The organism is Pantoea sp. M_10 (genome assembly GCF_008631515.1).
Taxonomy (GTDB): Bacteria; Pseudomonadota; Gammaproteobacteria; order Enterobacterales; family Enterobacteriaceae; genus Pantoea; species Pantoea anthophila.
The window spans coordinates 477,141-503,617 of record NZ_VWUL01000002.1 but is presented as its reverse complement, the minus strand read 5'-3'; the positions used below and the strand labels follow the sequence as shown (position 1 = coordinate 503,617).

Below are 26,477 nucleotides of genomic sequence, written 5' to 3'. Positions count from 1 at the left end.
CCATGGCCTTTTCTACCCCAATTGAATGGCAGCAGTGCACCCCGGAACAGCAGCAGGCGCTGCTGTTACGTCCTGCGATTGCCGCCTCTGACAACGTCACACAGACGGTGCGCGACGTCCTGGAGCAGGTGAAGTCCGGTGGTGATGAGGCGCTGCGCAAGTTCAGCGCCCGGTTCGACAAGGCGCAGGTTGACCATCTGCGCGTGACTCCACAGCAAATAGCAGAAGCCAGCGCCCGTCTGAGTGACGCACTGAAGCAGGCGATGGCTGTGGCGGTGAAGAATATCGAAACCTTCCACAATGCCCAGATCCTGCCGCCCGTGGATGTGGAAACACAGCCCGGCGTGCGCTGCCAGCAGATTACCCGTCCGGTGAAATCGGTCGGGCTCTATATCCCCGGCGGTTCCGCCCCGCTCTTCTCAACCGTGCTGATGCTGGCAACACCGGCACGCATCGCCGGATGCGGGCGCGTGGTGCTCTGTTCACCTCCGCCGATTGCCGATGAGATCCTTTATGCCGCGCAGCTGTGTGGTGTTGAAGAGGTCTTTCAGGTGGGCGGCGCGCAGGCTATTGCCGCCATGGCTTTCGGCACGGAAACGGTGCCGCGCGTGGACAAAATTTTTGGTCCGGGCAACGCGTGGGTCACCGAGGCAAAACGTCAGGTGAGTCAGCGCCTGGATGGCGCGGCAATCGATATGCCGGCAGGCCCCTCTGAAGTGCTGGTGATCGCCGATGAGGGGGCGACGCCCGCGTTTGTCGCCTCTGATCTGCTTTCACAGGCGGAGCACGGCCCCGATTCACAGGTGATTCTGCTGACGCCTTCCCTGAAGCTGGCTGAGGCAGTTGCGGACGCGGTTGAACAGCAGCTGGCACAGCTTCCGCGTGCAGCCACCGCCCGTCAGGCGCTGGAGAGCAGTCGCCTGATCGTGGCGCGTGACCTTGAAGAGTGCGTGGCGATTTCTAACCTCTACGGCCCGGAGCACCTGATTCTGCAGACGCGTCAGCCGCGCGAACTGGTGGACACCATCACCAGCGCCGGTTCCGTCTTCCTGGGCGACTGGTCACCGGAGTCTGCGGGGGATTACGCGTCAGGCACTAATCACGTCCTGCCAACTTACGGTTACACCGCGACCTGTTCCAGCCTGGGACTGGCCGATTTTCAGAAACGCATGACGGTGCAGGAGCTGACGCCGCAGGGTTTCCTGAACCTGGCCGCGACGATTGAAACCCTGGCCGCCGCTGAGCAGCTGGATGCCCACAGGAATGCCGTCACCCTGCGCGTTGCCGCACTGAAGGAGCAAGCATGAGTCAGGATATTGAGCAGCTGGCGCGCGCCAATGTGCGCGCTCTGACCCCCTATATGTCGGCGCGTCGTCTGGGTGGTAACGGCGATGTCTGGCTTAACGCCAACGAGTTTCCGCTGCCGGTGCCGTTTGAGCTGTCGCAGCAGACGCTGAACCGCTATCCCGAGTGTCAGCCGAAAATCGTGATTGAGCGCTACGCCGCCTACGCAGGCTTAACCCCCGAGCAGGTGCTGGTGAGCCGCGGCGCGGATGAAGCCATTGAACTGATCATGCGCGCCTTCTGTGAGCCGGGTCATGATGCGATTCTGTTCTGTCCACCGACCTATGGCATGTACAGCGTCAGCGCCGAAACCATCGGCATCGAATACCGCACCGTTCCCGCGCTGGACGGCTGGCAGCTGAACCTGCCCGCGATTGCAGAGCAGCTGGAAGGCGTGAAAGTCGTTTATCTCTGCAGCCCCAACAACCCGACCGGCAACCTAATCAATCAGGAGGATATCCGTCAGCTGCTGGCGATGACCGCCGGAAAAGCGCTGGTCGTGGCCGATGAGGCTTATATTGAGTTCTGCCCGCAGGCGACCCTGACCGGATGGCTCAAGGATTATCCGCATCTGGTGATCCTGCGTACGCTCTCGAAAGCCTTTGCGCTGGCAGGCCTGCGTTGTGGCTTTGCGCTGGCAAATAAGCCGGTTATCGACCTGCTGATGAAGGTCATTGCCCCCTACCCGCTGGCGACGCCCGTGGCCGACGTTGCGGGTCAGGCGCTCAGCGAGCAGGGTATCGCCCTGATGCGTGAGCATGTGGCGCAGCTGAATGCCAGTCGCGGCTGGCTGCTGGATGCACTGGCTCAGCTGAGCTGCGTGGAACAGGTTTTCCCCAGTGAAACCAACTATGTGCTGGCGCGCTTTACCGATTCGCCTAAAGTCTTCAAAACCTTATGGGATCAGGGCATTATCCTGCGTGATCAAAACAAAAACCCAGGCCTGTCGGGATGCCTGCGCATCTCCATCGGCACGCGTGAAGAGTGCGAACGAGTGATCGCCGCGCTGCAAGCCTTTTCTGTGGAGCAAGCATGAGCCAGAAGACCCTTTTTATTGACCGCGATGGCACCCTTATCTCTGAGCCGCCTGAAGATTATCAGGTTGACCGACTGGATAAGCTGGCGTTTGAGCCAGACGTTATCCCGGCGCTGCTGGCGCTGCAGACCGCCGGTTATCGGCTGGTGATGATCACCAATCAGGATGGTCTCGGCACCGCCAGTTTCCCGCAGGCGGACTTCGATGGACCGCACAATCTGATGATGCAGGTACTGACCTCACAGGGTATCGCGTTTGATGATGTGCTGATCTGCCCGCATATGCCGGACGATCACTGCGACTGCCGCAAGCCGAAAACCAGAATGGTGGAAGCCTGGCTGGCGGAGGGCGCGCTCGATACCGCCAACAGCTACGTCATCGGCGATCGCCTGACCGACGTTCAGCTGGCGGAGAATATGGGCATTCAGGCTATCCGCTATGGCGCTGATGGCCAGAGCTGGCAGACCATCCAGCAGCGTCTGACCCAGCGCGATCGTCATGCGCTGGTGCAGCGCAACACCAAAGAGACGCAGGTTCGGGTTGAACTGTGGCTGGACCGCGAAGGCGGCAGTAAGATCAATACCGGCGTGGGCTTCTTCGACCACATGCTGGACCAGATTGCGGTGCACGGCGGTTTCCGCATGCACATTGAAGTGAAAGGCGATCTCTATATTGACGATCACCACACGGTGGAAGATACCGGTCTGGCCCTGGGGGAAGCGCTGCTGAAAGCACTGGGCGACAAACGCGGTATTGGCCGTTTTGGCTTCGTGCTGCCGATGGACGAATGCCTGGCGCGCTGTGCGCTCGATATCTCCGGCCGTCCGCACATCGAGTTCAAAGCCGAGTTCAACTACCAGCGTGTGGGTGACCTCAGCACCGAGATGGTCGAGCACTTCTTCAGCTCGCTCTCTTACGCCATGATGAGCACCCTGCATCTCAAAACCAAAGGCAAGAACGACCATCACCGTGTCGAGAGCCTGTTCAAAGCCTTTGGTCGTACGCTGCGCCAGGCGATTCGCGTAGAGGGTAATACCCTGCCGAGTTCGAAAGGAGTGCTGTGATGAACGTGGTGATCATGGATACCGGGTGCGCCAACCTCTCCTCAGTGAAATGGGCGATTGAACGTCTGGGCTACCGCCCGGAAGTCAGCCGCGATCCTGATGTGGTCCTGCGCGCCGACAAACTGTTTCTGCCGGGCGTCGGTACCGCGCAGGCGGCGATGACGCAGCTGGAAGAGCGTGACCTGATCGATCTGGTGAAAGCCTGTACCCAGCCCGTGCTGGGGATCTGTCTGGGAATGCAGCTGCTGGGACGCGGCAGCGATGAAAACGGCGGCGTGCCGACGCTGGGCATTATTGATGAACCGGTTTCGTTAATGGACACGCAGGGTCTGCCGCTGCCGCACATGGGCTGGAACCAGATTACCGCGCAGGCGGGCAATCACCTGTTCCGCGGCATCGACGATGGCAGCTATTTCTACTTTGTTCACAGCTACGCCATGCCGGTCAACGCCAGCACCATCGCACAGTGTCACTACGGCGAAGCCTTCACCGCAGCGGTACAGAAGGATAACTTCTTCGGCGTCCAGTTCCACCCGGAGCGTTCGGGCAAAGCGGGCGCACAGTTGCTGAAAAATTTCCTGGAGATGTAATGATTATCCCCGCGTTAGATTTAATCGACGGTAAAGTCGTTCGTCTGCATCAGGGCGATTATGGGCAGCAGCGCGATTACGGCAGTGACCCGCTGCCGCGTCTGCAGGATTACGTTCGTCAGGGCGCAACCGTTCTGCATCTGGTGGATTTGACCGGCGCGAAAGATCCGGCGAAGCGTCAGATCCCCCTGCTGAAAACCCTGCTGGAAGGGGTGGATGTGACGGTGCAGGTCGGTGGAGGCATCCGCAGCCGAGACGATGTGCACGCCCTGCTGGAAGCCGGTGCCAGTCGTGTGGTGGTGGGTTCCACCGCCATCAAACAGCCGGAAGAGGTCAAACGGTGGTTTGCCGAGTTTGGCGCTGAGGCTATCGTGCTGGCGCTGGATGTGCGTATCGACGCCAGTAACCGTAAAGAAGTGGCCATCAGTGGCTGGCAGGAAGCGGCAGGCGTGACGCTGGAAGAGGTGATTACCGATTTTCAGCAGGTGGGCCTGAAGCACGTGCTCTGCACGGATATCTCCCGTGACGGCACCCTCACTGGCTCCAACGTCGCCCTCTATCAGGAAGTGACCGCACGCTTCCCGTCCGTCGCCTTCCAGTCCTCTGGCGGCATTGGCGAACTTAATGATATCGCCGCCCTGCGCGGCAGCGGTGTTCAGGGCGTCATTGTCGGTCGTGCGCTGCTGGAAGATAAATTCACTGTTTCGGAGGCGATCTCATGCTGGCAAAACGGATAATTCCCTGCCTTGATGTGCGTGACGGCCAGGTGGTCAAAGGCGTACAGTTTCGTAATCACGAGATCATCGGTGACATCGTGCCGCTGGCCCAGCGCTACGCCGCCGAAGGGGCTGACGAACTGGTGTTCTACGACATCACCGCCTCCTCCGATGGCCGGGTCGTGGACAAGAGTTGGGTGTCGCGGGTAGCGGAAGTGATCGATATTCCGTTCTGCGTAGCGGGCGGTATCAAAACCCCCGAAGACGCGGCGCGTATCCTAGAATTTGGTGCGGATAAGATTTCGATCAACTCACCGGCGCTGGCTGACCCGACGCTGATCACCCGCCTCGCGGACCGTTTCGGTGTGCAGTGTATTGTGGTCGGGATCGACACCTGGTTCGATGAGAGCAGCGGCAAATATCAGGTTAATCAGTACACCGGTGACGAAGCGCGCACCCGCGTGACCCAGTGGGAAACGCTGGAGTGGGTGCAGGAAGTGCAGAAGCTGGGCGCGGGTGAAATCGTGCTGAACATGATGAATCAGGATGGCGTGCGTAATGGCTATGATTTGGTGCAGCTGAAGAAAATGCGGGATGTCTGCAAGGTGCCGCTGATCGCCTCTGGCGGCGCAGGTACGATGCAGCACTTCCTGGAAGCCTTTACCGAAGCCAATGTTGATGGGGCGCTGGCCGCCTCGGTATTCCATAAGCAGATTATTAATATCGGAGAGCTGAAGAGCTTCCTGATCGACAACGGAGTGGAGATTCGCGCGTGCTAACCGAACAACAACAGGCTCAGCTCGACTGGGACAAAACAGAAGGCATGATGCCGGTCATCGTGCAGCACAATGTCTCAGGCGAAGTCCTGATGCATGGCTACATGAATCCGGCGGCACTGGAAAAAACGCTGGCTGAAGGCAACGTCACCTTTTTCTCCCGCACCAAAAACCGTTTGTGGACTAAAGGTGAAACCTCCGGCAACTTTCTGCAGGTAGTGAGCATTACGCCAGACTGCGACAACGACACGCTGCTGATCCTGGCCAATCCGATTGGCCCGACCTGCCATCTGGGCACCAGCAGCTGCTTCTCCCCCGCGGCACCGGAGTGGACCTTCCTTTATCAGCTGGAGCAGCTGCTCGCTTCGCGCAAAACAGCCGATCCGGAGAGCTCCTACACCGCCCGCCTCTACGCCAGCGGCACCAAGCGTATCGCGCAGAAAGTGGGTGAAGAAGGGGTGGAAACCGCGCTGGCGGCAACCGTCAATGACCGGCATGAGCTCACCAATGAAGCCTCAGACCTGGTTTATCATCTGATGGTGCTGTTGCAGGATCAGGATCTCGACTTCAGCACGGTGATCAATAACCTGCGCGCCCGCCATCAGTAAATGTGCAACATACTGCTCAGAATGCCGTTTTTATGCGGATTCTGAGCAGCATTCTTCTCATATCCTGCACCGCTCCCCCTTAGTGATCACCGCTCATCTTCCCGGGAGAAGACCATGACCACCCATGAAAAGTTAATCGCCCTGCTGGAGCAGCATCAGGCACGCTACCGCCTGATGGAGCATGAGCCGACCGGTAAGTGCGAGGCCGTCGCGGCAATACGCGGCACCGAAATCGGTCAGGGCGCGAAAGCGCTGGTCTGCCATGTAAAGGGCAACGGCGTTAAACAGCATGTGCTGGCGGTGTTACCGGCCGATCGGCAGGCCGATCTGGGCAAAGTCGCCGCGGCGGCCGGTGGACGACGCGCCTCACTTGCCAGCCCGGCGGAGGCCGATCTGCTCACCGGCTGCGTATTCGGGGCGATACCGCCATTCAGCTTTCATCCCGACCTCCGACTGATTGTGGACCCCGCGCTGTTTGAACGTTATCCGGAGATCGCATTTAACGCCGGTCTGCTGGAGCGCTCAGTGATCCTGAACACCGAAGACTACCGGGCGCTGTGCAAGGCTGACGTGATAGAGATAACGCAATAATTGCCATCCTGGCAGCCCGGCGATACTCTGCATAATCACTCATCACGACAGAATAAGAGCAAAATCATGAACATTTTCACTCAACGCCTGCGTCAGACGCTGGCTGTCACCCTTCTGGCAGGCTGTGCATTTGGCGCGCAGGCAAAAATTGAACAGGTGCGTTTCGCGGTTGACCCGACCTATCCGCCGTTTGAATCGAAAACGCCCCAGGGCAAGCTGGTCGGCTTTGACATTGATCTGGGCAACGCACTCTGTAAACAGATGCAGGCGAAATGCGTCTGGGTCGAAAGCCAGTTTGACGGCATGATTCCCGCGCTGAAAGCACGTAAGTTTGATGCCATCCTGTCAGATATGGGCATTACGGAAGAGCGCCTGAAGCAGATTGACTTTACCGTGCCGCTGTATGACACCCACACTCAACTGATTGCCCGTAAAGGCGCCGGCATCCTGCCCACCGTCGAGTCTCTGAAAGGAAAAACGGTTGGCGTGGAACAGGGAACGGTTCAGGAGCGCTATGCCCTGGCGAAATGGCAGCCTCATGGTGTGACCGTCGTCCCTTATGGCGATCAGGCACAGGTAGAAAGCGATCTGGTTTCAGGCAGGCTGGACGCGGTCTTTACCGATGCGGCACAGGCGGCTATCGGATTCCTCAAACAGCCACAGGGCAAAGCGTTTGAGCTGGCCGGTCCGATTATTCAGGATCCGATCATCGGCCCCGGCACGGCGATTGGCCTGCGTAAAGGCGACAGTGAGCTGAAAACCGCGCTGGATAACGCCTTTGCCGACATCAAAAAGAACGGCACCTTTGATGAGATTCAGAAGCGCTACTTCGCCACGGATATCTCTATTCAGCAGTAGTGTCGCGGGCCCCATTTTCGTCCTCACCGCGATCCGGCACTATACTCTAACCTTTTCGGGACGGCGCGCTGTCGTCCTTTGCCGATTAAGGACATTAACACGGTATGCATCAACAACATCATCCACTGTTAAGCGCCTCTTTAGGCACCCAGCGTGAAATCATCAGCTTTCACTTTGCTCAGGAGCATGAGCGTCAGGTCTATATCCAGGCGGCATTGCACGGCGATGAACTGCCGGGGATGGCGGTGGCGTGGTTTCTGAAACAGCGGCTGCAGGCGCTGGAATCCGCCGGGCAACTCAAAGCCGCCTTTACGCTGGTGCCGGTTGCCAATCCTCTGGCACTGGGCCAGCACTGGCACGGCACTCACCTCGGACGTTTTCATACCCTCTCCGGTCAGGATTTTAATCGCCGTTTCCCCTCACTGGGCACCACCCTGGCGGCCGGGCTGGCTGAGAGCCTGACCCAGAGTGAATCGCAGAACAGAAGCCTGATCCGCGAGGCGATCGATCGCCACTACCGCGATACCGTCCCTAAGACCGAACTCGATGCACAGCGCTACACGCTGATGCGAATGGCCAGCCAGGCCGATCTGATGATTGACCTGCACTGCGACTGGGAAGCCGTGCCACATCTCTACACCACCCCGCATGCGTGGCCGGATATTGAGCCGCTGGCACGCTGGCTGGGCAGTGAAGTGCAGTTGCTGGCGCAAATCTCCGGCGGCGAACCCTTTGATGAAGCCTGCTGCGAACCCTGGCTGACGCTGGCGGAGCGGTTTGGCAAAGCGTATCCGATGCCACGCGGGCTGCTGCCGGTGACGCTGGAGCTGCGTGGCGTGCGTGATGTCTCACCTGAGCAGGCAGAAAAGGATGCCGATGCCATTATTTCAGCGTTGCAGGAGGGCGGCTATATCGGCTACAGCGAACCTTCAATTTCTGTGGAAGTGGCCGCGCCCGTTATTGGCGGTGATGAGCTGGTCCCGGCGAGCGCAGGCGGGGAAGATGTGGTGGCCATCAATGACGGCCCCATCGGTTTAACCGTACCCGATGCGGCTGAAGCGCCGGGAGAGACTGGCGTGATAAAAGAACGCCATAGTGAGGGTTTTGCGGCCTCCTCCCCTGCCCTGAAAAACCCGCCGACACCTCTGGCTGGCTGTGAATATATTCATTCGCCGGTGTCAGGATTGATTCTGCATCGTAAACCGCTGGGCGCAGAGATTCGTCCGGGAGAGGTGGTGGCTGAGATTGTCGATCCACTGACGGACCACATCACCCCGCTGGTGGCGGAGCATGGCGGTATTCTCTATGCACGGCACTGGGTGAGGTTTGCTACAGCAGGCATGCTGGTGGTGAGGCTGGCGGGAGAGAAAGAGATTCGCAGCGGAGATTTACTGGTGGGATAAAAAAAGGGCTTCCCGAGGGAAGCCCTTTTTAGTGATTAATCTAACCACTCGGTGTGGAACACACCGTCTTTATCAATGCGCTTGTAAGTATGGGCACCGAAGTAGTCACGCTGCGCCTGAATCAGGTTAGCAGGCAGGACTTCTGAACGATAGCTGTCGTAGTAAGCAATCGCTGCCGAGAAGGTCGGCGTCGGGATACCGTTCTGGATGGCGTAAGAAACGACATCACGCAGCGCCTGCTGATATTGATCCGCGATATCTTTGAAGTAAGGCGCCAGCAGCAGGTTAGCAATACCCGCGTCTGCTTCATAAGCATCAGTGATCTTCTGCAGGAACTGGGCACGGATGATGCAGCCAGCACGGAAAATCTTCGCGATTTCTCCGTAGTGCAGATCCCAGCTGTTCTCTTCTGATGCCGCACGCAGCTGTGAGAAACCCTGCGCATAAGAGACGATTTTACCCAGGTAGAGAGCACGACGAACTTTCTCGATAAACTCAGCTTTGTCGCCGGTGAAGGCCTGCGCCTGTGGACCGCTCAGGACTTTAGACGCCGCGACACGCTGGGTTTTCAGCGAAGAAAGATAACGCGCGAAGACAGATTCGGTGATCAGGGACAGAGGTTCGCCGAGATCCAGCGAGCTCTGGCTGGTCCACTTACCGGTGCCTTTGTTCGCTGCTTCATCCAGAATCACATCAACCAGGTATTTACCGTCTTCATCTTTCTTGGTGAAGATATCTTTGGTGATATCGATCAGGTAGCTGCTCAGCTCGCCGTTGTTCCAGTCGGTGAAGGTTTCAGCCAGCTCTTCATTGCTAAGACCCAGCGCACCTTTCAGCAGTGCGTAAGCTTCAGCAATCAGCTGCATGTCGCCATATTCGATGCCGTTGTGAACCATCTTCACATAGTGACCCGCACCATTTGGACCGATGTAAGCCACACAGGCTTCGCCATCTTCGGCACGTGCTGCAATCTTATCCAGGATTGGCGCAACCAGCTCATACGCTTCTTTCTGGCCACCAGGCATGATAGATGGGCCTTTCAGTGCGCCCTCTTCCCCGCCGGAAACACCGGTACCGATGAAGTTGAAGCCCTGGTCAGACAGCTCTTTGTTACGACGGATAGTATCTTTGTAGAAGGTGTTACCACCATCAATCAGAATGTCGCCTTTATCCAGGTGTGGAGTCAGAGAGGCGATAGTCTTATCGGTCGCTTCACCCGCCTGAACCATCAGCAGGATACGACGAGGTTTTTCCAGCGATTCGACAAACTCTTCAACGGTGTAAAAAGGAGCAAGTTTCTTGCCCGGGTTCTCAGCGATGACTTCATCAGTCTTTTCGCGTGAACGGTTGAAGATTGAAACAGTGTAACCGCGGCTCTCAATGTTAAGAGCCAGGTTGCGGCCCATCACTGCCATACCTACAACGCCGATCTGTTGCTTGGACATATTTTACTCCTGATCGATATATACAGAGCCGTTCAGCTCTATCCCACTTATGAATTCAGACAATTTTAACTTAGCGATTACCATACAACATTTTTTTAAAGAATGTTATCCGTAACACTAAGGTCGTGTTGAAGGAAAGCACTGCTAAACAATAAGAGAGGCGACAATAAGTAAAATCTCAAACCTGTCTTATTACGAATTCTTACAGTTAAACTGTGAAAGGCATTTAGCGTTAAACTGCTCTCTTTCACGATCGTTAAACCAGCCCCATTTGTTGAAATAACGGACAGCGGAAACAATATGGTAGAAAAGGAATTTAACATCCTGGTATGAGCGTCGTTGCGATTCATGCACAACGGTGGATTCAGGACAATACTGGATGCCAAGCCCGGAAGCGGAGACACGCCTGGAGAGATCCACATCTTCCATATAGAGGAAAAAGTGTTCATCAAATCCATTGGTATGATCGAGCGCCTGCCGGCTGATAAGCATGAAGCAGCCAGAAAGTGAAGGAGCATAAAATGGACGACTATAATCAGCTTGATGCAGCTCATAATCGTTATTTGAAACTTTCATATAACGCGAGCAAAAGCGTCGCATGAATAACTGATAAGGCGTCGGCAACAGCTTACAACTATGCTGAAGAGTTCCATCAGGGTAAATCACTTTAGGAATAGTCAGTGAAAGATTATTTTCTTTGGTAAATCGATAAAGAGAATCAACTTCACCGCAGCCAAAGCTGATATCAGGATTACAAATCAGCATATATTCACACTGATGCTTATATTCCTGAAAGGCTTTATTATGGCCAGCACCGAAACCTTTGTTATTTGCTACAGTTAAAACCGAAACTTTCGGATGAGAATAATCATTTAACCAGTTACAATGACCACCATTGTCAACTATGCAAACTTTATCAATACTTTTCTCAGCCAGCAATGAATCCAGCGTGCGTGAAATATCCTCATAAGCATGACGATACAGGACAAGCGATGCGATTATTTTCACAAGATTACCAAAATTAGAACCTGTTAAATAGAGCGTAAGAGAAATTCGTCATCTGCCCCAGGCGGTTTTGATGATAGACGCCCGAGGCTTTGAATAATTTTAAACGCGCAGGTAACGCGCTGTCCCTGATTTGGCGAAAAGCATCAAAAACAACCCGATTTTCAGGAGTCATTTCAGCTTTAAGTTGTGCCAGAAAGCTGAAATTCACATCATTCCAGTGCCGATTGCGTCCCTGATGAGCATCAATAAAATTACTGACTCGCTGTGTCAGCTTCATTCCGTTGCCAATCACGTTAGCGTTGTGCTGTCGGTATAACACTGATGGCTCAGGATCATAAAAGACGCTTCCACCACAGGCGGTGACGAGCAAATAAAGCGCCCAGTCATGGGCGATAACAGGCATGTCGAGTATCTTCAGAAAAAGCTGGCGCGCCGCAGCATTGAAGACCATGGTGTTTCCGCTTGCGATATTTTGCAGTAATGCGTTAGGGAAGCCAGGTCTTTTAGCATTAAGTGGCGATAAGCCCAGAACCTGATCATGCTCGTCTATTAACCGGGTTCTGCTGCAATAGAGTGCCGGGCTCTCGTCGGGCAGGGATTGCAGATATTCAACGGCACGTAACAGCTTAGCAGGATGCCATATGTCATCCTGGTCAGCAAAAGCATAAAAATTTGCCTCTATTGCCGGGTTGCCAATCAGAGACTTAAAATTTTCGCAAAACCCTTTTTTCGGACCGGCAAGCACTGTGCAGCTATTTTCTGCACCCGAAAAAAACCGCTCTGTGACAGAGCGGGTATCGTCTGAGGAGCCGTCATCAGACACCCATAAAGACCAGTTTTTCCACTCCTGATCTTTTATAGACTGCAGTTGCTTGCCGATGAAAGCGGCACCATTGAAGGTGCCCATAAGAATAGCAACCTGTCCCTTATGTTGTGTGGTTAACATTGGGGATGGTTCTTGAAGTAATCCTGAAACTTAACAACTTTATTACGTGTACTGCCCCAGGAGTCAAAATTCTCTATCTGCATGAAAAGATGATTTTTACGCCAGTCATCTTTTGTCGTCAGTGAAATAAGCGGTTCCGCCAGCTGCATCGGGGTGAGATTCACCTGTAATCTTGCTACCATCGTCAGAAAATCGTCACAAAATCTATCTACACCTTCGGTCAATTGTGCATTAATCAGATTATGATCTTTTGATTTAGTCCGGCCAGGATCCGTTACTGGATAAACACCCCCTTTAACCGGTTTGTAGCCAATAACCGTATTATGTGGTGCCGAGAAAAATAGCTCTATGGCCACGCGATTCTCATAAATCCTGTCCACTAAATCCGGACTGGTCGTATCATTATCAATAAATGCTTTCATTATCTGATGGGGTGTACGACGTTTTCTTTCAAAAGTATTGGCAATGCAAAAATAGTAGCCAATTACATTTATGTTCATGAATTTCTTGACAGTATGGATAAACGCTTCCTGAGTCGTTCCGCTCCAGCCCACGTCTACCATCGCGACAGTGTCGCCCTCTTTAATGCCCAGAGAGTGAAGATAAATGAACAATCCGCGACGATTACGCTGACATACCTTCAGAATTTCTGCGCGGAGCGCGATAAGAAACTTTTCAACTATCTCGTAATTTTCTGGGGCAATGACCAGATCAGGTGCAACACCGGCTGAGACCATCACGCTCTCAGCCGGTGGCTCTACGCCAATACGCTCCAGTAATTCACCCGGGGATAATCCATCAGAGCCTGACATCAGGAAGGGCAGGTTCTGGCTGAAGTTCTCTTCGTCCATCAGAGAGAGATTGAAAGCAATCCGGGATCCCATGAAATAGGAGAAAGAAGGCAGCTTTTCCGTGAAATAACGCGATGCCAGTCTTTCCAGCGCATAACCATCACGGGAAACAAACAATAGCTTATCAACATTGTCTGTAATGCATTCTTTTCGAATCCATTCAAGGAAGCCCCAGGTCGCGGGTGCCTGGTATTCATAGCCCAGCTGCTGAAAAGAACCGGCAGCGACATTTTCAGGCCGCAGGGTTCGCATCATGCCGTTAATCAGGGAAGAGGCCAGAGGCTGCTTTTTCCCCTTATTGATTAAATGAGGCGATTGGTAATGCCATGCAGTGATACTTTTTTCGCGTGGCTTAATAAAATCAGCCAGTTCATTATCACCGATGTGCAATACCTGATGCGGTTCCACTTCGCACTCTGCAAGCAGGTAGTCGAATATTTCTCCCGTATCACGTTTCGTCGCATTACGACTTGCAGAAATGTACAACGGCACGTCTGGCATATCATACTTCTTCAATGCCGCGCGGAAGAAATCCTCTTCAAGATACATATCTGAAGTGATAACTACGGTTTTACCCGATGAAATCAAATCGTTAAAAAAATCAACAAAGAAAGGATTTGGCTCGACCAGAGCCAGCTCAAGCTGATATTCCGCTTCCATCAGGCTTTCAGTACCGCCACGGGTGCCCTGAAAATTATTATAGATATTCTTAAGGGTGATCTCTTTTCTGCCCTCTCTGACCATCTGAGCAAAGGCATTTTTTTGCGCTTTACGACGCAACTGTCTGAAGTCTGGAAGATAGAACTTATTCGCTAACAGATCAAAAGCATCTTCAGGATCGTCCAGTGGACGAATAAAAAGAGTATCAAAAAAATCAAAAGAGATAACTCTGGCGTCTTTAGCTAAATGACGAAGCGAAATCAGATCCATCTCTTCTTTCGTATAAGCAGTGTTAACAGTGTTATCGCAATTAATCATTTCATGATCTCGAAATTATGTCCATTAAACGCAAAGTTGACATTGTAGAAAGGGTCATACTGATAGTACTGCGGATGTTTACTGTTCAGACGACTCAGTTCATTTTGCAAACGTCTTACTTTTTCAGCATCCATATGATCAAGACCGCGCGAAACAGATTCATGATGTATTAGCGTAACAGCCTGACACATAACGTTATAATAACCGTTTTCAACCAGACGCATACAAATATCAACATCGTTATAAGCGATCGGGAATGATTCATCAAAACCGTTTATCGACTCATATTTATCACGTGCAACCATCAGACATGCTCCTGTAACGGCGAGCCAGTTATATTCAATCTGATTGCGTAAGAAATAGCCGGGATGGTTTTTATCCTGTCCAATATAGGCGTGCACAGGGCCTGTCTGAAGATTGAGCACCCCGGTATGCTGAATTGTCTGCCCGTCAGCATAGACCAGTTTAGCGCCAACAGCACCCACGTGTTTCTGCTGAGCGTAGCCGCCCAGTCTGTTCAGCCAGTCGTCCTGCAGGACTTCAGTGTCATCATTGAGGAAAAGTAACAAACTCCCCTCAGCGTGCGCAACACCAATATTATTGAGCTCGGAAAAATTGAAGGGCTGGTCGTGTCGTATTACAGAGACAGCACTTTCGAGCTTGAGCTTATCGAGATACGCAAGCGTTTCGGATTTCTGAGATCCGTTATCAACCACGATTATTTCATAATGAACCCAACTGGTCTTGGTGCGAATTGAATCAATGCAGCGCGCGAGCACGTCATGATTGTCCCGCGTAGGAATGATGATCGATATTAAGGTCTCTGGACGGAGATCATAATTCACGCGGAAATAACCATGATAGCCAGGCAGCTCCTCAACAACACCTTCGATACCACGACGCTTCAGCGCATCTTCACGTACCGCTCTGGAAGCGGCTAAGACGTAAGGCTTGGCAGTAATATCCGACGCGACTGAGGCGGGGATAATACGCCAGTGATAAAGAATTTTGGGTATATGCGAAATTTTCTGAGTAATTTCACTCAGTCTGAGAATGAAGTCCCAGTCCTGACAACCATTAAATTCTGTCCGTAATCCTCCCAGCTGACGGGCAGTGCTCAGACGAACACATGCTGCGTGGCAGGTATACATAGTACCCATCATGGTATCTGGCGACCAGTCTGGTTTGAAGTGAGGCTGAGAATAGTTGCCTTCCGGGGTGAATTTATCCTCGTCACTGTAGATAAAATCAGGATCTTCTTCGTTGATGCATTTTACGAATTCAAACAGGCAATCCTGTGTTAATTCATCATCATGATCCAGGAAAACAATGTAATCACCGCTTGCATTCTCTATCGCAACGTTGGTCGCACCTGCAATCCCCTGATTTTTTTCCATATGAATGACTTTGATTCGGGGATCGGATAAAGCATCGAGAGCCGGTGCGGTCTCCTCGTCAGGACTGCAATCATTAGCCAGCACTAGTTCCCAGTTGTCATACCATTGATCTTCAACCGACTTAACCATCAACGCCAGTAAATCCAGCGGCGTGTTGTAGATAGGCACAATTATTGAGAAAAGCGGTTTGACCTCGAACTCATTGAGAATATCTTCAAAATAATTCGGCTTCCTGGCCGGAATATAAACGTACTCATCCGGACGTTCAGAGAACGAGTAGGTTCCATTATTACTGTGCGAGAGAAAAACTGGCTTATGACCTTTGCCATTATTGATAATCGTATGTTCATATAAAGCCTGATTGAAGGCAGGATGATGCCGGAACCAGGCAGGCCTTACTTTCATGGCAATTTTTAATGCTTTTTCTTTATATCGCTCAGGTAATTGCAGATAGACGTTGCGCGATACTTCTCTCACGCGCTTTTTCAAACCGCTGTTGTTAGCCTTCGCCTGTGCAATGGCCTTACCTGATTTTACTTTTATTCTCTGCCCCAGATAAAACAGCCTGAAGAAGTTTCTCTTAATTGGTTGTCTTATCTGCAATGGAACCCGGCGGCCTGCAACACGTAATGGGGCGGAAATTTTCCAGCTGGCAGAGTTCAGAATGGTTTCGACATCATGACGATATTTGTTCAGAAGATGGCTCTGATGTTCATGAAGTGCATGAAGCTGATTTAATTCATCCTGCAATCTGATGGCGCGATCACTTTCATTCTTAAGTGATTCTTCAAGATTAACAATACGCAGCTGGTATTGATCTTTGAGGTTTTTTTCGTGGCTTATTAGTGAATTGAGACCGTTCAGGTCAGTCCAGTATTCAGCACGAACGGCAAGCGAAAATCCTTTAAGCGTGCTGTAAATATCTTCAGCATTCTTATGCTGAATTTTCGCCAGAAAAGCTGACTCCTGCTTCAGATATTTTCGTGAGTCAGCCCCTGAGCATGAAAAGCCCATAGCATTCAACACTGCCGTGGTTAGTTCAGCGATGTTATTACTAATACAGTTTCGGCTATTACCAGCAGAGGTCACCCGTAGCAGGGAGTGATAAATACCGCGATATGCGATATAACCCAGCGTGATGGCGTCGGACGCGTGCCACTCCTGGTCAAAGAAGACAAACTCACCGTTGTCTTTTCTGATCACATTAAAGGGTAAGGCATCCAGATAAGAATCGGGCAGGACAATATCTTTATCTGTCACTAACGGCACCTGCGCTCTGAGCTGTAGCTGATCAAGCCACCCTTTTGCCCATGCCGCCAGTTCTTCGACACGCCAGTGAGGACGATTGATAATACGTAAAAGATCGGTCCAAAGAGATTGGCCATAAATGAACCTTTCCATATCCGCAGACTCAACATCGTTGTCCTGACTGGATCCTGAAAATACAGATAAGCCCTCATCTGTCTGTATGAATTCTACATTCTTTTTCTTATCTGCATTACGCTCATCTGAATAGTAAATAGCAGCCACGTTTTCATGAATAGCATCCTGCTTAACCGCACTTGTGACCATCAAAAAGGAACTTGAGAGATCAGCAGCAATTTCATTGTTCCAGATGTTTTTGATGCCCTGCTCAATTGAGAACAGATGCTGTGGTACAAGTTGCTTTTCTTTGTGTGCGCTTTCCATGGCTAACTGGCTTAACGCTCTGGAATGCTTCTGCCAGCCCAGCGGGGTGACCACTGTGCAGGGCAGCTTATAATCCGGTAACGGAATATATTCCAGGGTGTCCTTAAAACCGGCTTTATCCAGTTCATTTAGCAGCTCTTTACGACCAAACGTTACAACGCTCTTTTCGTCATAACTGTTATTCAGCCCATACATTGGTAAATTCACATGGTCTTCACGTGCGCCCGAGAAATATTTGATGCCCAGTTTATTTTCAATGGCTACAAATAATTTACCCTCTTTCTTCAGACGTTTTTTGCACGCCTGCAAAAGCTTCTGCTCACCGTTTTTACCAACGAAGACCCGTGCGTATTCAAGCACCCCGATCAGTAAAACCGCATCGAAATCACCGAAATCCGGGAGCGTATCGGAAGGCGCACAAATGACAGTGACATTCGGAAGATCACGACAGCGTGAGCGGGCAATCGTGGCGCGACGGAAACTTCCTTCAACAGAGACGACCTCTGCCGCATTCTCACCGAGGAACCGGCTGATTGCACCACATCCACAACCGATTTCTAATATTCTTTTCCCCTTCATCCACTCCTGGAAGGGGCGTAACAGGTTCGAACGAACAGGGCTAAGATGATAGGTTGAAGGCCAGTCTACAATGAAGGGTTCTAATTCTTTTGAGTCAACGCTGACGTCTGATACTTCACTGATTGTTTTGTATATGTAGTTTTCAGTCTCTTCGCCGTCGCTATACGCAAAATCCTTCATGTCTGAAGGCGACCAAAGGGTCGTCTTTTCATTTTTCTGAAAACCAGCATCTGATAAAATTTTTTCTAAATTAGCCATTTTCAAGTTTTATTCTCGCGTTTAAATCGGCCAAACCGGTAAAAGTACCCACAGGTCCTACAGGCAAATGAATTGAGTCATAGCGACGATCATGAGGGATTATTTCGCCCTGCGTGTTACTACTCGCGATGCCCACAGAAACAAAATAGTCGCCTTCAAAAAGAAGATTTGGCAGTGTTACCGATACGATAAAGGACTGATCGGGCTTTGCCTCTTCGACGATCGAAACGGCCTGCCACTCACTGTTGGTATTGTAGATGGTGACACCCTCTTTGGTTTTGATCGCAAAACCAAAAATAGGTCTGAAAATATAGTCATGACAAATGACTTTAAACAGAAAGTTAATGGGCAGTTTAGGTTCAAAGATACCCGGGAATGCCTGACCATCCTGTTCAAAATGATAGTCATAAATTTCTGCCGCCTTATCTCCCCACCGGTATTCTGAGGGATTGTAATGGGGCCGCTCATCGAACACGCTGTTCAGCCTGCGATGGCTTTCTGTGTTACCCTCCGCCGCTGTTTCCAGATCAGTTTCCCGCTCCAGCCGCTCCTCTTCACCTTTAGCCGCCAGCGCGATTTGCTTATCCACATCGGCACGCGTGCTGTCATTATCGCGTTTTTTTCCGAATAAAATATCCAGATAGCGGTTTATCACTTCACGGGGTGCACCACACTCCTGCGTAATCCCCCCATCAAGCAGTAATGCCCGATCACAATGCGTTACGATCTGCTCGGTTGCATGGGAAACAAAGAGAATGGAGGTGCCATTTTGTTTGAGCTTTTTCAACCGGGCAAAACATTTAGCCTGGAACTTTGCATCTCCCACGGCAAGAGCTTCGTCCACGATCAACACTTCCGGTTCGATCTGAGCCTGAACAGCAAAAGCCAGTCGGACGAGCATGCCGCTTGAATATGAGCGGACAGGAGAATGGATGAAGTGGCCGATGTCAGCGAACGAAAGAATGTCATCAAGTCGTGATTCAGTTTCTTCACGGGTCAATCCCATCAGGGATGCGTTGAGGTAAACGTTTTCGAGTCCGCTGAAGTCGTTGTTAAATCCTGCACCCAACTCCAGCAGTGCGGCCACGCGCCCGTTAACGGTGACATTACCGGATGTGGGCGTTAATGTTCCGGCGATAATCTGCAATAACGTAGATTTGCCCGAACCATTTCGCCCGACGATACCCATTGTTTCACCCTTGGGTAAAACAAAAGAAACATCCTTTAAAGCCCAAAAATCTTCATGATAAGCCCGGCTTTCGCGTCCTACTACCCGGTCTACTTTTGGCACAATAAACTGTTTTAATCGTCGTACTGGATTTTCATACACCTGAAAACATTTACTTACGCCATCTATAATAATCGCATTTTCATTAAAGGACATCAGCAAAACCTTTTCGCGTTTTTTGGAACCAGGCGTAACACAGCCACATGATCAAAAGTGAGATAAGTGTGTAGATTGCCATACCAGAAAAATCAGGTAACTTGCCCCATATAAGCACCGCCCGGGCCTGCTCAATGATGAACGTTAACGGATTGAGCATTATCAGCGGACGCAGATTTTCGGGGAGTGAAGATATCGGATAGAATACCGGCGACAAAAACATCATCACGGTCATAATTATGGTAATTGTCTGTCCCACATCGCGTAGATAGACGCCTAAAGAGGATAGGAACCAGGTTAGCCCTAAAGTCAGCAGAGCCAATGGCAAAATAACAACGGGTATAAAAACGATAGTCCAATGGATATAACCATTGAAAATGAAGAAAGCGGTGATTAAAACGAGCAAACTGATAAAGCTATGGAAAAGAACGCTCAAAAAACTCACAACCGGCAGTATTTCTAAAGGAAATACCACTTTTTTGACATAGTTTACGTTGCCGAGTATCAGTGAAGGAGCACGACTAAGCGTTTCGGCAAAAAGACCATGTATAATCAGGCCGACAAACAGAATCACGGCAAAATCAGTCTTTGATTCATTCAGCGCGCCAGCGGTTCCCCACCGGGCTTTAAAAACCACTGAAAAAACGAAGGTGTAAACCATGAGCATAAAGACTGGGTTAATAAAAGACCACAAAATGCCCATTGTCGAACCGCGATAACGACCGACAACCTCTCGTTTGGTCATTTGAAAAATGAGATTTCGGTTTGCCCATGTCTGACGAATCAGAGAAAAGAGTGAGGTAGATCTCGAACTATGCGGATTCATTAGTAATCTCTTAAAAGCTTGAGCTGGAGTTTTTACTGCTGTTACGAACTAATTTTGACTTCAAACGCTTATAGTCCCGGCAATACTGATTGCCAGACACACGATGATTAATATTTTCTCGTGTTTTAAAAGGCATCCGGGCCTGTCGGTTAAATTCTGGCGTAAACTGAGCTTTCTTCTCAATCTTTATTGATACAATCTGTGGTGGAATTTCAGCGACACTGCGCCTTAAAACAAGTAAAGGATGGCCATTTTTATTGGCTCATCCTTAACTTTAACAAATCAAAATAATCACTTCAGTTCGGACAGGAGTAATCCGGCTTTATCTTTTTCAGATAAGATAGGATCTGAAACAGGCCAGTCAATGCCTAATTCAGGGTCATTCCATGACAGACAGCCTTCGCTTGAAGGATCATAATAGTTGGTACATTTATATTCAAAATCTGCAAAATCTGAAATTACGACGAAGCCATGTGCTAAGCCTGGCGGAACCCAGAATTGCGTCTTATTTTCTTCTGACAGATAGACGCCAACCCACTGTTTATAGGTTGGTGATTCAGGCCTGATGTCGACTGCGACATCAAAAACTTCCCCTCTTACAACACGAACCAGCTTGCCCTGAGGATTATTGCGCTGGAAGTGTAAACCTCTTAACACATTTTTTGCTGAGCGCGAATGGTTATCCTGAACAAATTCACCTTCAATGTTAAGCGCGCGCTTATATTTTTCACTCTGGAACGTTTCCAGGAAAAAACCACGTTCATCACCAAAGACTTTTGGCTCAATAATTTTTACATCAGCAATTTTAGTATCGATAATCTTCATTATAAACGCCCTTCCACCAGCGCCATCAGGTATTTGCCATATTCATTTTTAAGATAGGGCTTAGCCAGTTCCTGTAATTGCGCTTTATTAATGAAACCCATTCTGAAGGCAATTTCTTCCGGACAAGCGACTTTCAGCCCCTGACGTGATTCTATGGTCTGGATGAAATTATTCGCTTCCATCAGGCTCTGATGCGTGCCGGTATCCAGCCAGGCATGTCCGCGGCCCATAATGGAAACAGAAAGCTTACCCTGCTCCATGTAGATGCGGTTGATGTCCGTTATCTCCAGTTCGCCGCGCGGTGATGGCTTGAGGTTTTTCGCCATCTCAACCACGCGGTTATCGTAAAAATAGAGTCCGGTTACGGCATAGTTACTGCGAGGATGCTCAGGTTTTTCTACCAGTGAAACAGCTTTACCTTCGCTGTCAAACTCGACAACACCATAGCGCTCAGGATCGGTCACGTGGTAGGCAAAGACCGTGGCCCCTTCGTCTTTCACAGACGCGGCTTCAAGCTGCTTGTAAAGGTCATGCCCGTAGAAAATATTATCGCCCAGAATAAGAGCGACAGAATCCTCACCAATAAACTCTTCACCGATAATGAAGGCCTGCGCCAGGCCATCCGGACTTGGCTGAACTTTATACTGAATCGAAATCCCCCACTGGGAACCATCGCCTAACAGACTCTCAAAGCGTGGCGTATCCTGCGGCGTACTGATGATCAGAATATCGTTGATACCAGCCAGCATTAACGTGCTGAGTGGATAATAAATCATTGGCTTATCATAGACCGGAAGCAGTTGCTTACTCACTGCCATCGTCACCGGGTAGAGGCGTGTTCCTGAGCCACCAGCGAGAATAATACCTTTATTCTTTTTCACTATTTCACCTTAATTGACCAGGCCGCTTGTGCAGCCTGCGGCTATTAAATAAGAGTTTCAAGCAACATACGTTCGACGCCCACAGACCAGTCCGGCAGTGTCAGACCGAAAGCCTGCTGGAACTTCTCTGTATTCAGTCTTGAGTTAGCCGGGCGTTTAGCCGGTGTCGGGAATGCACTGGTGGGTACCGCATTAATTGTCTGAACCTGAAGCTCAACACCCTGTGCTTTCGCAAACTCAATCACTTTAGTGGCATAGGCATGCCAGGTGGTCTCACCTGCTGCAATAAGATGGTAAATGCCAGCAACGCTGCTGTTACCCAGCGCCACTCTGATTGCGTGAGCAGTGCTATCCGCGATGAGTTCTGCTCCAGTTGGCGCGCCATACTGATCGTTAATCACAGACAATGCATCACGATCTTTTGCCAGTTTAAGCATAGTCTTAGCGAAGTTATTTCCCTTTGCGGCATAGACCCAGCTGGTACGGAAGATGAGGTATTTCGTCATGTTACTGACGATGGCCTGCTCCCCTTCCAGCTTGGTCTGCCCATAGACATTCAGTGGCGCTGTTGCATCGTCTTCACGCCAGGGTTGAGAACCCGATCCATCAAACACATAGTCGGTTGAGTAATGAATCAACCACGCGCCAGTTTCTTCGGCCGCTCTGGCCAGCGCATCAATTGAGGTAGCATTGACCAGACGGGCTTTGTCCTCTTCTGACTCAGCCTTATCCACTGCGGTATAGGCAGTAGCATTGACGATAACGGCTGGCCTGATTCTGCGAACTGTCTCTGCAATCCCCTCAGGATTTTCAAAATCGCCACAGAAGTCAGTAGAGTGACGATCTACGACAATCAGATTACCCAGCGGTGCCAGTGCACGCTGTAACTCCCAGCCAACCTGACCGTTCTTACCAAAAAGCAGAATATCCATTAGCTACGTTTCTCGTAGTTTTGTTCGATCCAGTTCTGATAGGCACCACTCTTTACATGCTCAACCCATTGTGAATTGTTCAGGTACCATTCGACAGTTTTCTTCAGACCTGTTTCAAAGGTCTCTTCCGGTTTCCAGCCCAAATCTTTTTCAATTTTAGCAGCATCGATCGCGTAACGGCGATCGTGTCCCGGGCGATCCTGAACGTAGGTAATCTGATCGCTATACGGGGTTGCTTTTGGACGCAACTCATCCAGCAATTCGCAGACCTTCAGCACTACATCGATGTTTTTCTTTTCGTTATGGCCACCGATGTTGTAAGTAGTCCCGGTTTTTGCATTTTTCACCACGGTATAGAGTGCGCGCGCGTGGTCTTCAACATAGAGCCAGTCACGGATCTGATCGCCTTTACCGTAGATTGGCAGTGGTTTGCCTTCAAGCGCATTGCTGATGATCAACGGGATCAATTTTTCCGGGAAGTGATAAGGACCATAGTTGTTTGAGCAGTTAGTGACAATCACCGGCAACTTGTAGGTGCGGCCCCATGCGCGAACCAGATGATCGCTGGCAGCTTTAGTCGAGGAGTAAGGGCTGCTCGGCGCATAAGGTGTCTCTTCGGTAAACAATGGCAGCTCGCCATCCATTTCATCCGGATGCGGCAGATCACCATAAACTTCATCCGTCGAGATATGGTGAAAACGGAAGGCATTTTTTCGTGCTTCAGGTAAGGCACTCCAGTAATGACGTGCCGCCTCTAACAGAGCATAGGTGCCTACCACGTTCGTCTGAACAAACTCTGCCGGACCAGTAATTGAACGGTCAACATGGCTTTCAGCGGCTAGGTGCATGATGGCATCTGGCTGAAATTCATTCAGTACGTCAGTGACAGCCTGTCCATCACAGATATCAACCTGTCTGAACGTGTAGCGGGAGCTGTCGCTGACGTCTTTTAATGACTCCAGGTTGCCTGCATAAGTCAGTTTATCAACGTTTATAACTTCATCATTCGTATTGTTAATAACATGACGGACAACTGCCGAACCGATAAAACCTGCACCACCAGTGATAAGTATCTTCATAACGTGTTTATTCCTGACAAGCTATCTGAGGCATGGGTGCCTGTATAAAATGCAGACAATCATATGCGTCCAGAGCACGCTACCGCCCCTGGGTTACAGCTCCCACAATGCTGATTGTCTTCAGACGAATGACTATGCTGATACCGAGCACTCGCTTCACGATCAGCATTTCATTGATTGATATCACTTTATTAATGAAATTGTTTAAGTGGGTTTATCATTCAACAATCGCAAATTCTATCACTCAGGTATGGCTATTACGAATAAAATGCGTTTGTTTAACAGGTGTTAGTTCAACTTATGAGCGCTTGACTGACGCAGGGGATGGTTACTGATGTGCCAGGACGAGACAATCAGAATAGTGAGAAAGGGTCGATAAGATATTTCAATGTAAACATTAAAAAAGGCGAACCTCAGTTCGCCTTTTTTCAACTACCGGAACCCATCCGGGTTCTTACTCTGCCAGTTCCACGTATCGCGCATCATCTCATCGATGCCGCGCGTCACGCGCCAGTCGAGCTCACGGTTCGCCAGGGACGCATCCGCCCAGAAGGCAGGCAGGTCGCCGTCACGACGGGGTTTGATCTCAAACGGAATCGCTTTGCCGGAGGCCTGCTCAAACGCCTTGATCATCTCAAGAACCGAGAACCCTTTGCCGCCGCCGAGGTTAAAGGCGGTGTAACCCTCAACTTTGCTCAGATGGTCCAGCGCTTTCAGGTGTCCTTCAGCCAGGTCGACCACATGGATGTAGTCACGCAGGCAGGTGCCGTCTGGCGTATCGTAGTCACCGCCAAACACACCCAGCTTCTCCAGACGACCAATCGCGACCTGTGCGATGTAAGGCAGCAGGTTATTCGGGATGCCGGTCGGGTCTTCGCCGATTTCGCCTGACTCATGCGCGCCAACCGGGTTGAAGTAGCGCAGCGCAATCGCCTTAAACTTCGGCTCTGCCTTAGCAAAGTCACGCATGACGAACTCGATCATCAGCTTAGAAGTGCCGTAAGGACTGGTGGTGCCGCCAATCGGGGTTGTTTCCACATAGGGAACCGGTGCATCCGCGCCATAAACGGTGGCCGATGAACTGAAGATGAAGTTCCAGACGCCCGCGTTACGCATCTCTTCCAGCAGCACTACCGTACCCGCGACGTTGTTCTCGTAGTACTCCAGAGGCATACGCGTCGACTCTCCGACCGCTTTCAGCGCGGCGAAGTGGATGACGGCGGAAATGCTGTTTGAGGCAAACAGGTCGCGCAGGCAGGCGCGGTCACGGATGTCGCCTTCGACGAAGGTCGCTTTCTTCCCCGCCAGCTTTTCAACGCGGTTGATCGCTTCGCGTGAGGCATTGCAGAGGTTATCCAGCACCACCACATCATCACCACGCTGCAGCAGCGCCAGTACGGTATGGGAACCGATATAGCCTGCCCCGCCCGTTACCAAAATAGCCATGTGCACTCCTTGTAAGCTGCCGCGCAGTGCGCGGCAAAGTAATTACTGTTGTTTTGCCAGGATGTTCTGAATCGCTTCGCGGAAATCGCGGCCCTGGGCGTTGTTACGCAGTCCGTAAGAGACGAACGCCTGCATGTAACCCAGTTTACGACCGCAGTCGAAGCTGTGACCGGTCAGCAGTGAAACATCAACAGGTTTGTTTTTGCTCAGGCTGGCGATCGCATCGGTCAGCTGGATACGGCCCCAGGCGCCCGGTTCAGTGCGCTCCAGTTCAGCCCAGATGTCCGCAGAGAGCACATAGCGCCCTACCGCAGCCAGGTCAGAGTTCAGCTCAGCCGGATGCTCTGGCTTCTCAACAAAGTTGGTGATACGGCTGATATCGCCTGGGTTGTTGATCGGCTCTTCGGTGGTGATCACCGAGTACTCAGAGAGGTCGGAGGCAGGCATATGCTGTGCCAGAACCTGACTGTGGCCGGTCTCTTCAAAACGGGCAACCATCGCCGCGAGATTATAACGCAGGTGGTCAGCAGTGGAATCATCCAGCAGCACGTCCGGCAGCACCACGACAAACGGATTATCACCGATCATCGGACGGGCGCAGAGAATCGAGTGGCCCAGACCCAGCGGCTGTGCCTGACGCACGTTCATGATGGTCACGCCCGGCGGGCAGATAGACTGCACTTCGCTCAGCAGCTGACGCTTCACACGCGCTTCCAACAGCGCTTCCAGTTCATAAGTGGTATCGAAGTGGTTCTCGACCGCATTTTTCGATGCATGCGTGACCAGCACGATCTCTTTAATACCTGCGGCAACACATTCGTCAACGATGTACTGGATCATCGGTTTGTCGACGACAGGCAGCATCTCTTTCGGAATGGCTTTAGTCGCAGGGAGCATATGCATACCGAGGCCCGCAACCGGGATTACTGCTTTAAGCTTGGTCATATTTATTCCGTTTAATAAAATG

Annotated in this window: 23 protein-coding genes; 10 read left to right on the top strand and 13 right to left on the bottom strand. The window is 51.2% G+C overall.

Going from position 1 to position 26,477, the window contains the following annotated elements:
* The first annotated feature begins 2 nt into the window (after window positions 1–2).
* From hisD to F3I47_RS09045, 10 genes are all read left to right on the top strand, one after another.
* Window positions 3–1,307 carry a histidinol dehydrogenase gene (hisD, locus tag F3I47_RS09090; protein WP_150028831.1) on the top strand — a complete coding sequence of 435 codons (1,305 nt, stop codon included), beginning with the start codon at window positions 3–5 and terminating at the stop codon, window positions 1,305–1,307.
* Window positions 1,304–2,380, top strand: coding sequence for a histidinol-phosphate transaminase (gene hisC / locus F3I47_RS09085; protein WP_140925582.1), 1,077 nt, complete (start codon window positions 1,304–1,306; stop codon window positions 2,378–2,380). The genes hisD and hisC overlap by 4 nt, the downstream gene beginning before the upstream one ends.
* On the top strand, window positions 2,377–3,444 hold the full coding sequence (hisB, locus tag F3I47_RS09080) for a bifunctional histidinol-phosphatase/imidazoleglycerol-phosphate dehydratase HisB (protein WP_150028832.1): 1,068 nt from the start codon (window positions 2,377–2,379) through the stop codon (window positions 3,442–3,444). The genes hisC and hisB overlap by 4 nt, the downstream gene beginning before the upstream one ends.
* On the top strand, window positions 3,444–4,034 hold the full coding sequence (gene hisH / locus F3I47_RS09075) for an imidazole glycerol phosphate synthase subunit HisH (protein WP_046102181.1): 591 nt from the start codon (window positions 3,444–3,446) through the stop codon (window positions 4,032–4,034). The genes hisB and hisH overlap by 1 nt, the downstream gene beginning before the upstream one ends.
* The gene (gene hisA / locus F3I47_RS09070) at window positions 4,034–4,771 is read left to right on the top strand and encodes a 1-(5-phosphoribosyl)-5-[(5-phosphoribosylamino)methylideneamino]imidazole-4-carboxamide isomerase (protein ID WP_150028833.1); all 738 of its coding nucleotides are present in this window, start codon (window positions 4,034–4,036) and stop codon (window positions 4,769–4,771) included. The genes hisH and hisA overlap by 1 nt, the downstream gene beginning before the upstream one ends.
* Entirely contained in the window at window positions 4,753–5,529 is a 777-nt protein-coding gene (gene hisF / locus F3I47_RS09065) for an imidazole glycerol phosphate synthase subunit HisF (protein ID WP_009089307.1), read from the top strand. Before hisA ends, hisF begins: the two co-directional genes overlap by 19 nt.
* Window positions 5,523–6,134 carry a bifunctional phosphoribosyl-AMP cyclohydrolase/phosphoribosyl-ATP diphosphatase HisIE gene (gene hisIE, locus F3I47_RS09060; protein WP_150028834.1) on the top strand — a complete coding sequence of 204 codons (612 nt, stop codon included), beginning with the start codon at window positions 5,523–5,525 and terminating at the stop codon, window positions 6,132–6,134. Before hisF ends, hisIE begins: the two co-directional genes overlap by 7 nt.
* A 114-nt stretch (window positions 6,135–6,248) precedes the next feature.
* Window positions 6,249–6,725 (top strand): YbaK/prolyl-tRNA synthetase associated domain-containing protein, encoded by a 477-nt coding sequence (locus tag F3I47_RS09055; protein ID WP_150028835.1) that lies wholly within the window; start codon window positions 6,249–6,251, stop codon window positions 6,723–6,725.
* 66 nt (window positions 6,726–6,791) lie between these two features.
* A complete protein-coding gene (locus tag F3I47_RS09050) occupies window positions 6,792–7,583 on the top strand; it encodes an ABC transporter substrate-binding protein (protein WP_150028836.1) in 792 nt (263 codons plus the stop codon).
* A gap of 104 nt (window positions 7,584–7,687) precedes the next feature.
* A complete protein-coding gene (locus F3I47_RS09045) occupies window positions 7,688–8,986 on the top strand; it encodes a succinylglutamate desuccinylase/aspartoacylase family protein (RefSeq protein ID WP_140029023.1) in 1,299 nt (432 codons plus the stop codon).
* Between the two features lie 35 nt (window positions 8,987–9,021).
* Here F3I47_RS09045 and gndA read toward each other — a convergent pair whose 3' ends face one another.
* The 13 genes from gndA to galF form a co-directional block, all read right to left on the bottom strand.
* Window positions 9,022–10,431, bottom strand: a complete 1,410-nt coding sequence (gene gndA, locus F3I47_RS09040) for an NADP-dependent phosphogluconate dehydrogenase (RefSeq protein ID WP_150028837.1) — start codon at window positions 10,429–10,431, stop codon at window positions 9,022–9,024.
* A gap of 192 nt (window positions 10,432–10,623) precedes the next feature.
* Window positions 10,624–11,439: a glycosyltransferase gene (locus F3I47_RS09035; RefSeq protein WP_150028838.1), complete on the bottom strand. Its 816-nt coding sequence runs from the start codon at window positions 11,437–11,439 to the stop codon at window positions 10,624–10,626.
* A 13-nt stretch (window positions 11,440–11,452) separates the two neighbouring features.
* Window positions 11,453–12,385, bottom strand: coding sequence for a glycosyltransferase family 2 protein (locus tag F3I47_RS09030; protein WP_150028839.1), 933 nt, complete (start codon window positions 12,383–12,385; stop codon window positions 11,453–11,455).
* Complete coding sequence (locus F3I47_RS09025) at window positions 12,379–14,166, bottom strand: haloacid dehalogenase (protein ID WP_150041089.1); 1,788 nt, start codon at window positions 14,164–14,166, stop codon at window positions 12,379–12,381. Before F3I47_RS09025 ends, F3I47_RS09030 begins: the two co-directional genes overlap by 7 nt.
* A gap of 44 nt (window positions 14,167–14,210) precedes the next feature.
* Window positions 14,211–18,137, bottom strand: a complete 3,927-nt coding sequence (locus tag F3I47_RS09020; RefSeq protein WP_150042062.1) for a glycosyltransferase — start codon at window positions 18,135–18,137, stop codon at window positions 14,211–14,213.
* On the bottom strand, window positions 18,130–19,521 hold the full coding sequence (locus F3I47_RS09015) for an ABC transporter ATP-binding protein (RefSeq protein WP_150028843.1): 1,392 nt from the start codon (window positions 19,519–19,521) through the stop codon (window positions 18,130–18,132). Before F3I47_RS09015 ends, F3I47_RS09020 begins: the two co-directional genes overlap by 8 nt.
* Window positions 19,511–20,347 (bottom strand): ABC transporter permease, encoded by an 837-nt coding sequence (locus F3I47_RS09010; protein ID WP_150042060.1) that lies wholly within the window; start codon window positions 20,345–20,347, stop codon window positions 19,511–19,513. Before F3I47_RS09010 ends, F3I47_RS09015 begins: the two co-directional genes overlap by 11 nt.
* Window positions 20,348–20,638: 291 nt before the next feature.
* Window positions 20,639–21,172, bottom strand: coding sequence for a dTDP-4-dehydrorhamnose 3,5-epimerase (rfbC, locus tag F3I47_RS09005; protein ID WP_111208243.1), 534 nt, complete (start codon window positions 21,170–21,172; stop codon window positions 20,639–20,641).
* Entirely contained in the window at window positions 21,172–22,053 is an 882-nt protein-coding gene (rfbA, locus tag F3I47_RS09000; RefSeq protein ID WP_150028844.1) for a glucose-1-phosphate thymidylyltransferase RfbA, read from the bottom strand. Before rfbA ends, rfbC begins: the two co-directional genes overlap by 1 nt.
* A 44-nt stretch (window positions 22,054–22,097) precedes the next feature.
* The gene (gene rfbD, locus F3I47_RS08995) at window positions 22,098–22,985 is read right to left on the bottom strand and encodes a dTDP-4-dehydrorhamnose reductase (RefSeq protein WP_140922973.1); all 888 of its coding nucleotides are present in this window, start codon (window positions 22,983–22,985) and stop codon (window positions 22,098–22,100) included.
* On the bottom strand, window positions 22,985–24,064 hold the full coding sequence (gene rfbB / locus F3I47_RS08990) for a dTDP-glucose 4,6-dehydratase (protein WP_111208246.1): 1,080 nt from the start codon (window positions 24,062–24,064) through the stop codon (window positions 22,985–22,987). Before rfbB ends, rfbD begins: the two co-directional genes overlap by 1 nt.
* 432 nt (window positions 24,065–24,496) lie before the next feature.
* A complete protein-coding gene (galE, locus tag F3I47_RS08985) occupies window positions 24,497–25,510 on the bottom strand; it encodes a UDP-glucose 4-epimerase GalE (protein WP_009089272.1) in 1,014 nt (337 codons plus the stop codon).
* A 42-nt stretch (window positions 25,511–25,552) separates the two neighbouring features.
* A complete protein-coding gene (gene galF, locus F3I47_RS08980) occupies window positions 25,553–26,455 on the bottom strand; it encodes a UTP--glucose-1-phosphate uridylyltransferase GalF (RefSeq protein WP_009089271.1) in 903 nt (300 codons plus the stop codon).
* Window positions 26,456–26,477 lie beyond the last annotated feature (22 nt).

What these genes read in the sequence shown, in the direction of transcription:
- rfbD (WP_140922973.1), bottom strand. Translation starts at nt 22,985, where the DNA reads ATGGATATTCTGCTTTTTGGTAAGAACGGTCAGGTTGGCTGGGAGTTA.
- hisD (WP_150028831.1), top strand. Translation starts at nt 3, where the DNA reads ATGGCCTTTTCTACCCCAATTGAATGGCAGCAGTGCACCCCGGAACAG.
- galF (WP_009089271.1), bottom strand. Translation starts at nt 26,455, where the DNA reads ATGACCAAGCTTAAAGCAGTAATCCCGGTTGCGGGCCTCGGTATGCAT.
- rfbB (WP_111208246.1), bottom strand. Translation starts at nt 24,064, where the DNA reads ATGAAGATACTTATCACTGGTGGTGCAGGTTTTATCGGTTCGGCAGTT.
- F3I47_RS09015 (WP_150028843.1), bottom strand. Translation starts at nt 19,521, where the DNA reads ATGTCCTTTAATGAAAATGCGATTATTATAGATGGCGTAAGTAAATGT.
- F3I47_RS09030 (WP_150028839.1), bottom strand. Translation starts at nt 12,385, where the DNA reads ATGTTAACCACACAACATAAGGGACAGGTTGCTATTCTTATGGGCACC.
- gndA (WP_150028837.1), bottom strand. Translation starts at nt 10,431, where the DNA reads ATGTCCAAGCAACAGATCGGCGTTGTAGGTATGGCAGTGATGGGCCGC.
- hisF (WP_009089307.1), top strand. Translation starts at nt 4,753, where the DNA reads ATGCTGGCAAAACGGATAATTCCCTGCCTTGATGTGCGTGACGGCCAG.
- F3I47_RS09025 (WP_150041089.1), bottom strand. Translation starts at nt 14,166, where the DNA reads ATGGATCTGATTTCGCTTCGTCATTTAGCTAAAGACGCCAGAGTTATC.
- F3I47_RS09045 (WP_140029023.1), top strand. Translation starts at nt 7,688, where the DNA reads ATGCATCAACAACATCATCCACTGTTAAGCGCCTCTTTAGGCACCCAG.
- hisH (WP_046102181.1), top strand. Translation starts at nt 3,444, where the DNA reads ATGAACGTGGTGATCATGGATACCGGGTGCGCCAACCTCTCCTCAGTG.
- galE (WP_009089272.1), bottom strand. Translation starts at nt 25,510, where the DNA reads ATGGCTATTTTGGTAACGGGCGGGGCAGGCTATATCGGTTCCCATACC.
- hisA (WP_150028833.1), top strand. Translation starts at nt 4,034, where the DNA reads ATGATTATCCCCGCGTTAGATTTAATCGACGGTAAAGTCGTTCGTCTG.
- F3I47_RS09050 (WP_150028836.1), top strand. Translation starts at nt 6,792, where the DNA reads ATGAACATTTTCACTCAACGCCTGCGTCAGACGCTGGCTGTCACCCTT.
- rfbC (WP_111208243.1), bottom strand. Translation starts at nt 21,172, where the DNA reads ATGAAGATTATCGATACTAAAATTGCTGATGTAAAAATTATTGAGCCA.
- hisC (WP_140925582.1), top strand. Translation starts at nt 1,304, where the DNA reads ATGAGTCAGGATATTGAGCAGCTGGCGCGCGCCAATGTGCGCGCTCTG.
- hisB (WP_150028832.1), top strand. Translation starts at nt 2,377, where the DNA reads ATGAGCCAGAAGACCCTTTTTATTGACCGCGATGGCACCCTTATCTCT.
- F3I47_RS09010 (WP_150042060.1), bottom strand. Translation starts at nt 20,347, where the DNA reads ATGAATCCGCATAGTTCGAGATCTACCTCACTCTTTTCTCTGATTCGT.
- F3I47_RS09055 (WP_150028835.1), top strand. Translation starts at nt 6,249, where the DNA reads ATGACCACCCATGAAAAGTTAATCGCCCTGCTGGAGCAGCATCAGGCA.
- F3I47_RS09020 (WP_150042062.1), bottom strand. Translation starts at nt 18,137, where the DNA reads ATGGCTAATTTAGAAAAAATTTTATCAGATGCTGGTTTTCAGAAAAAT.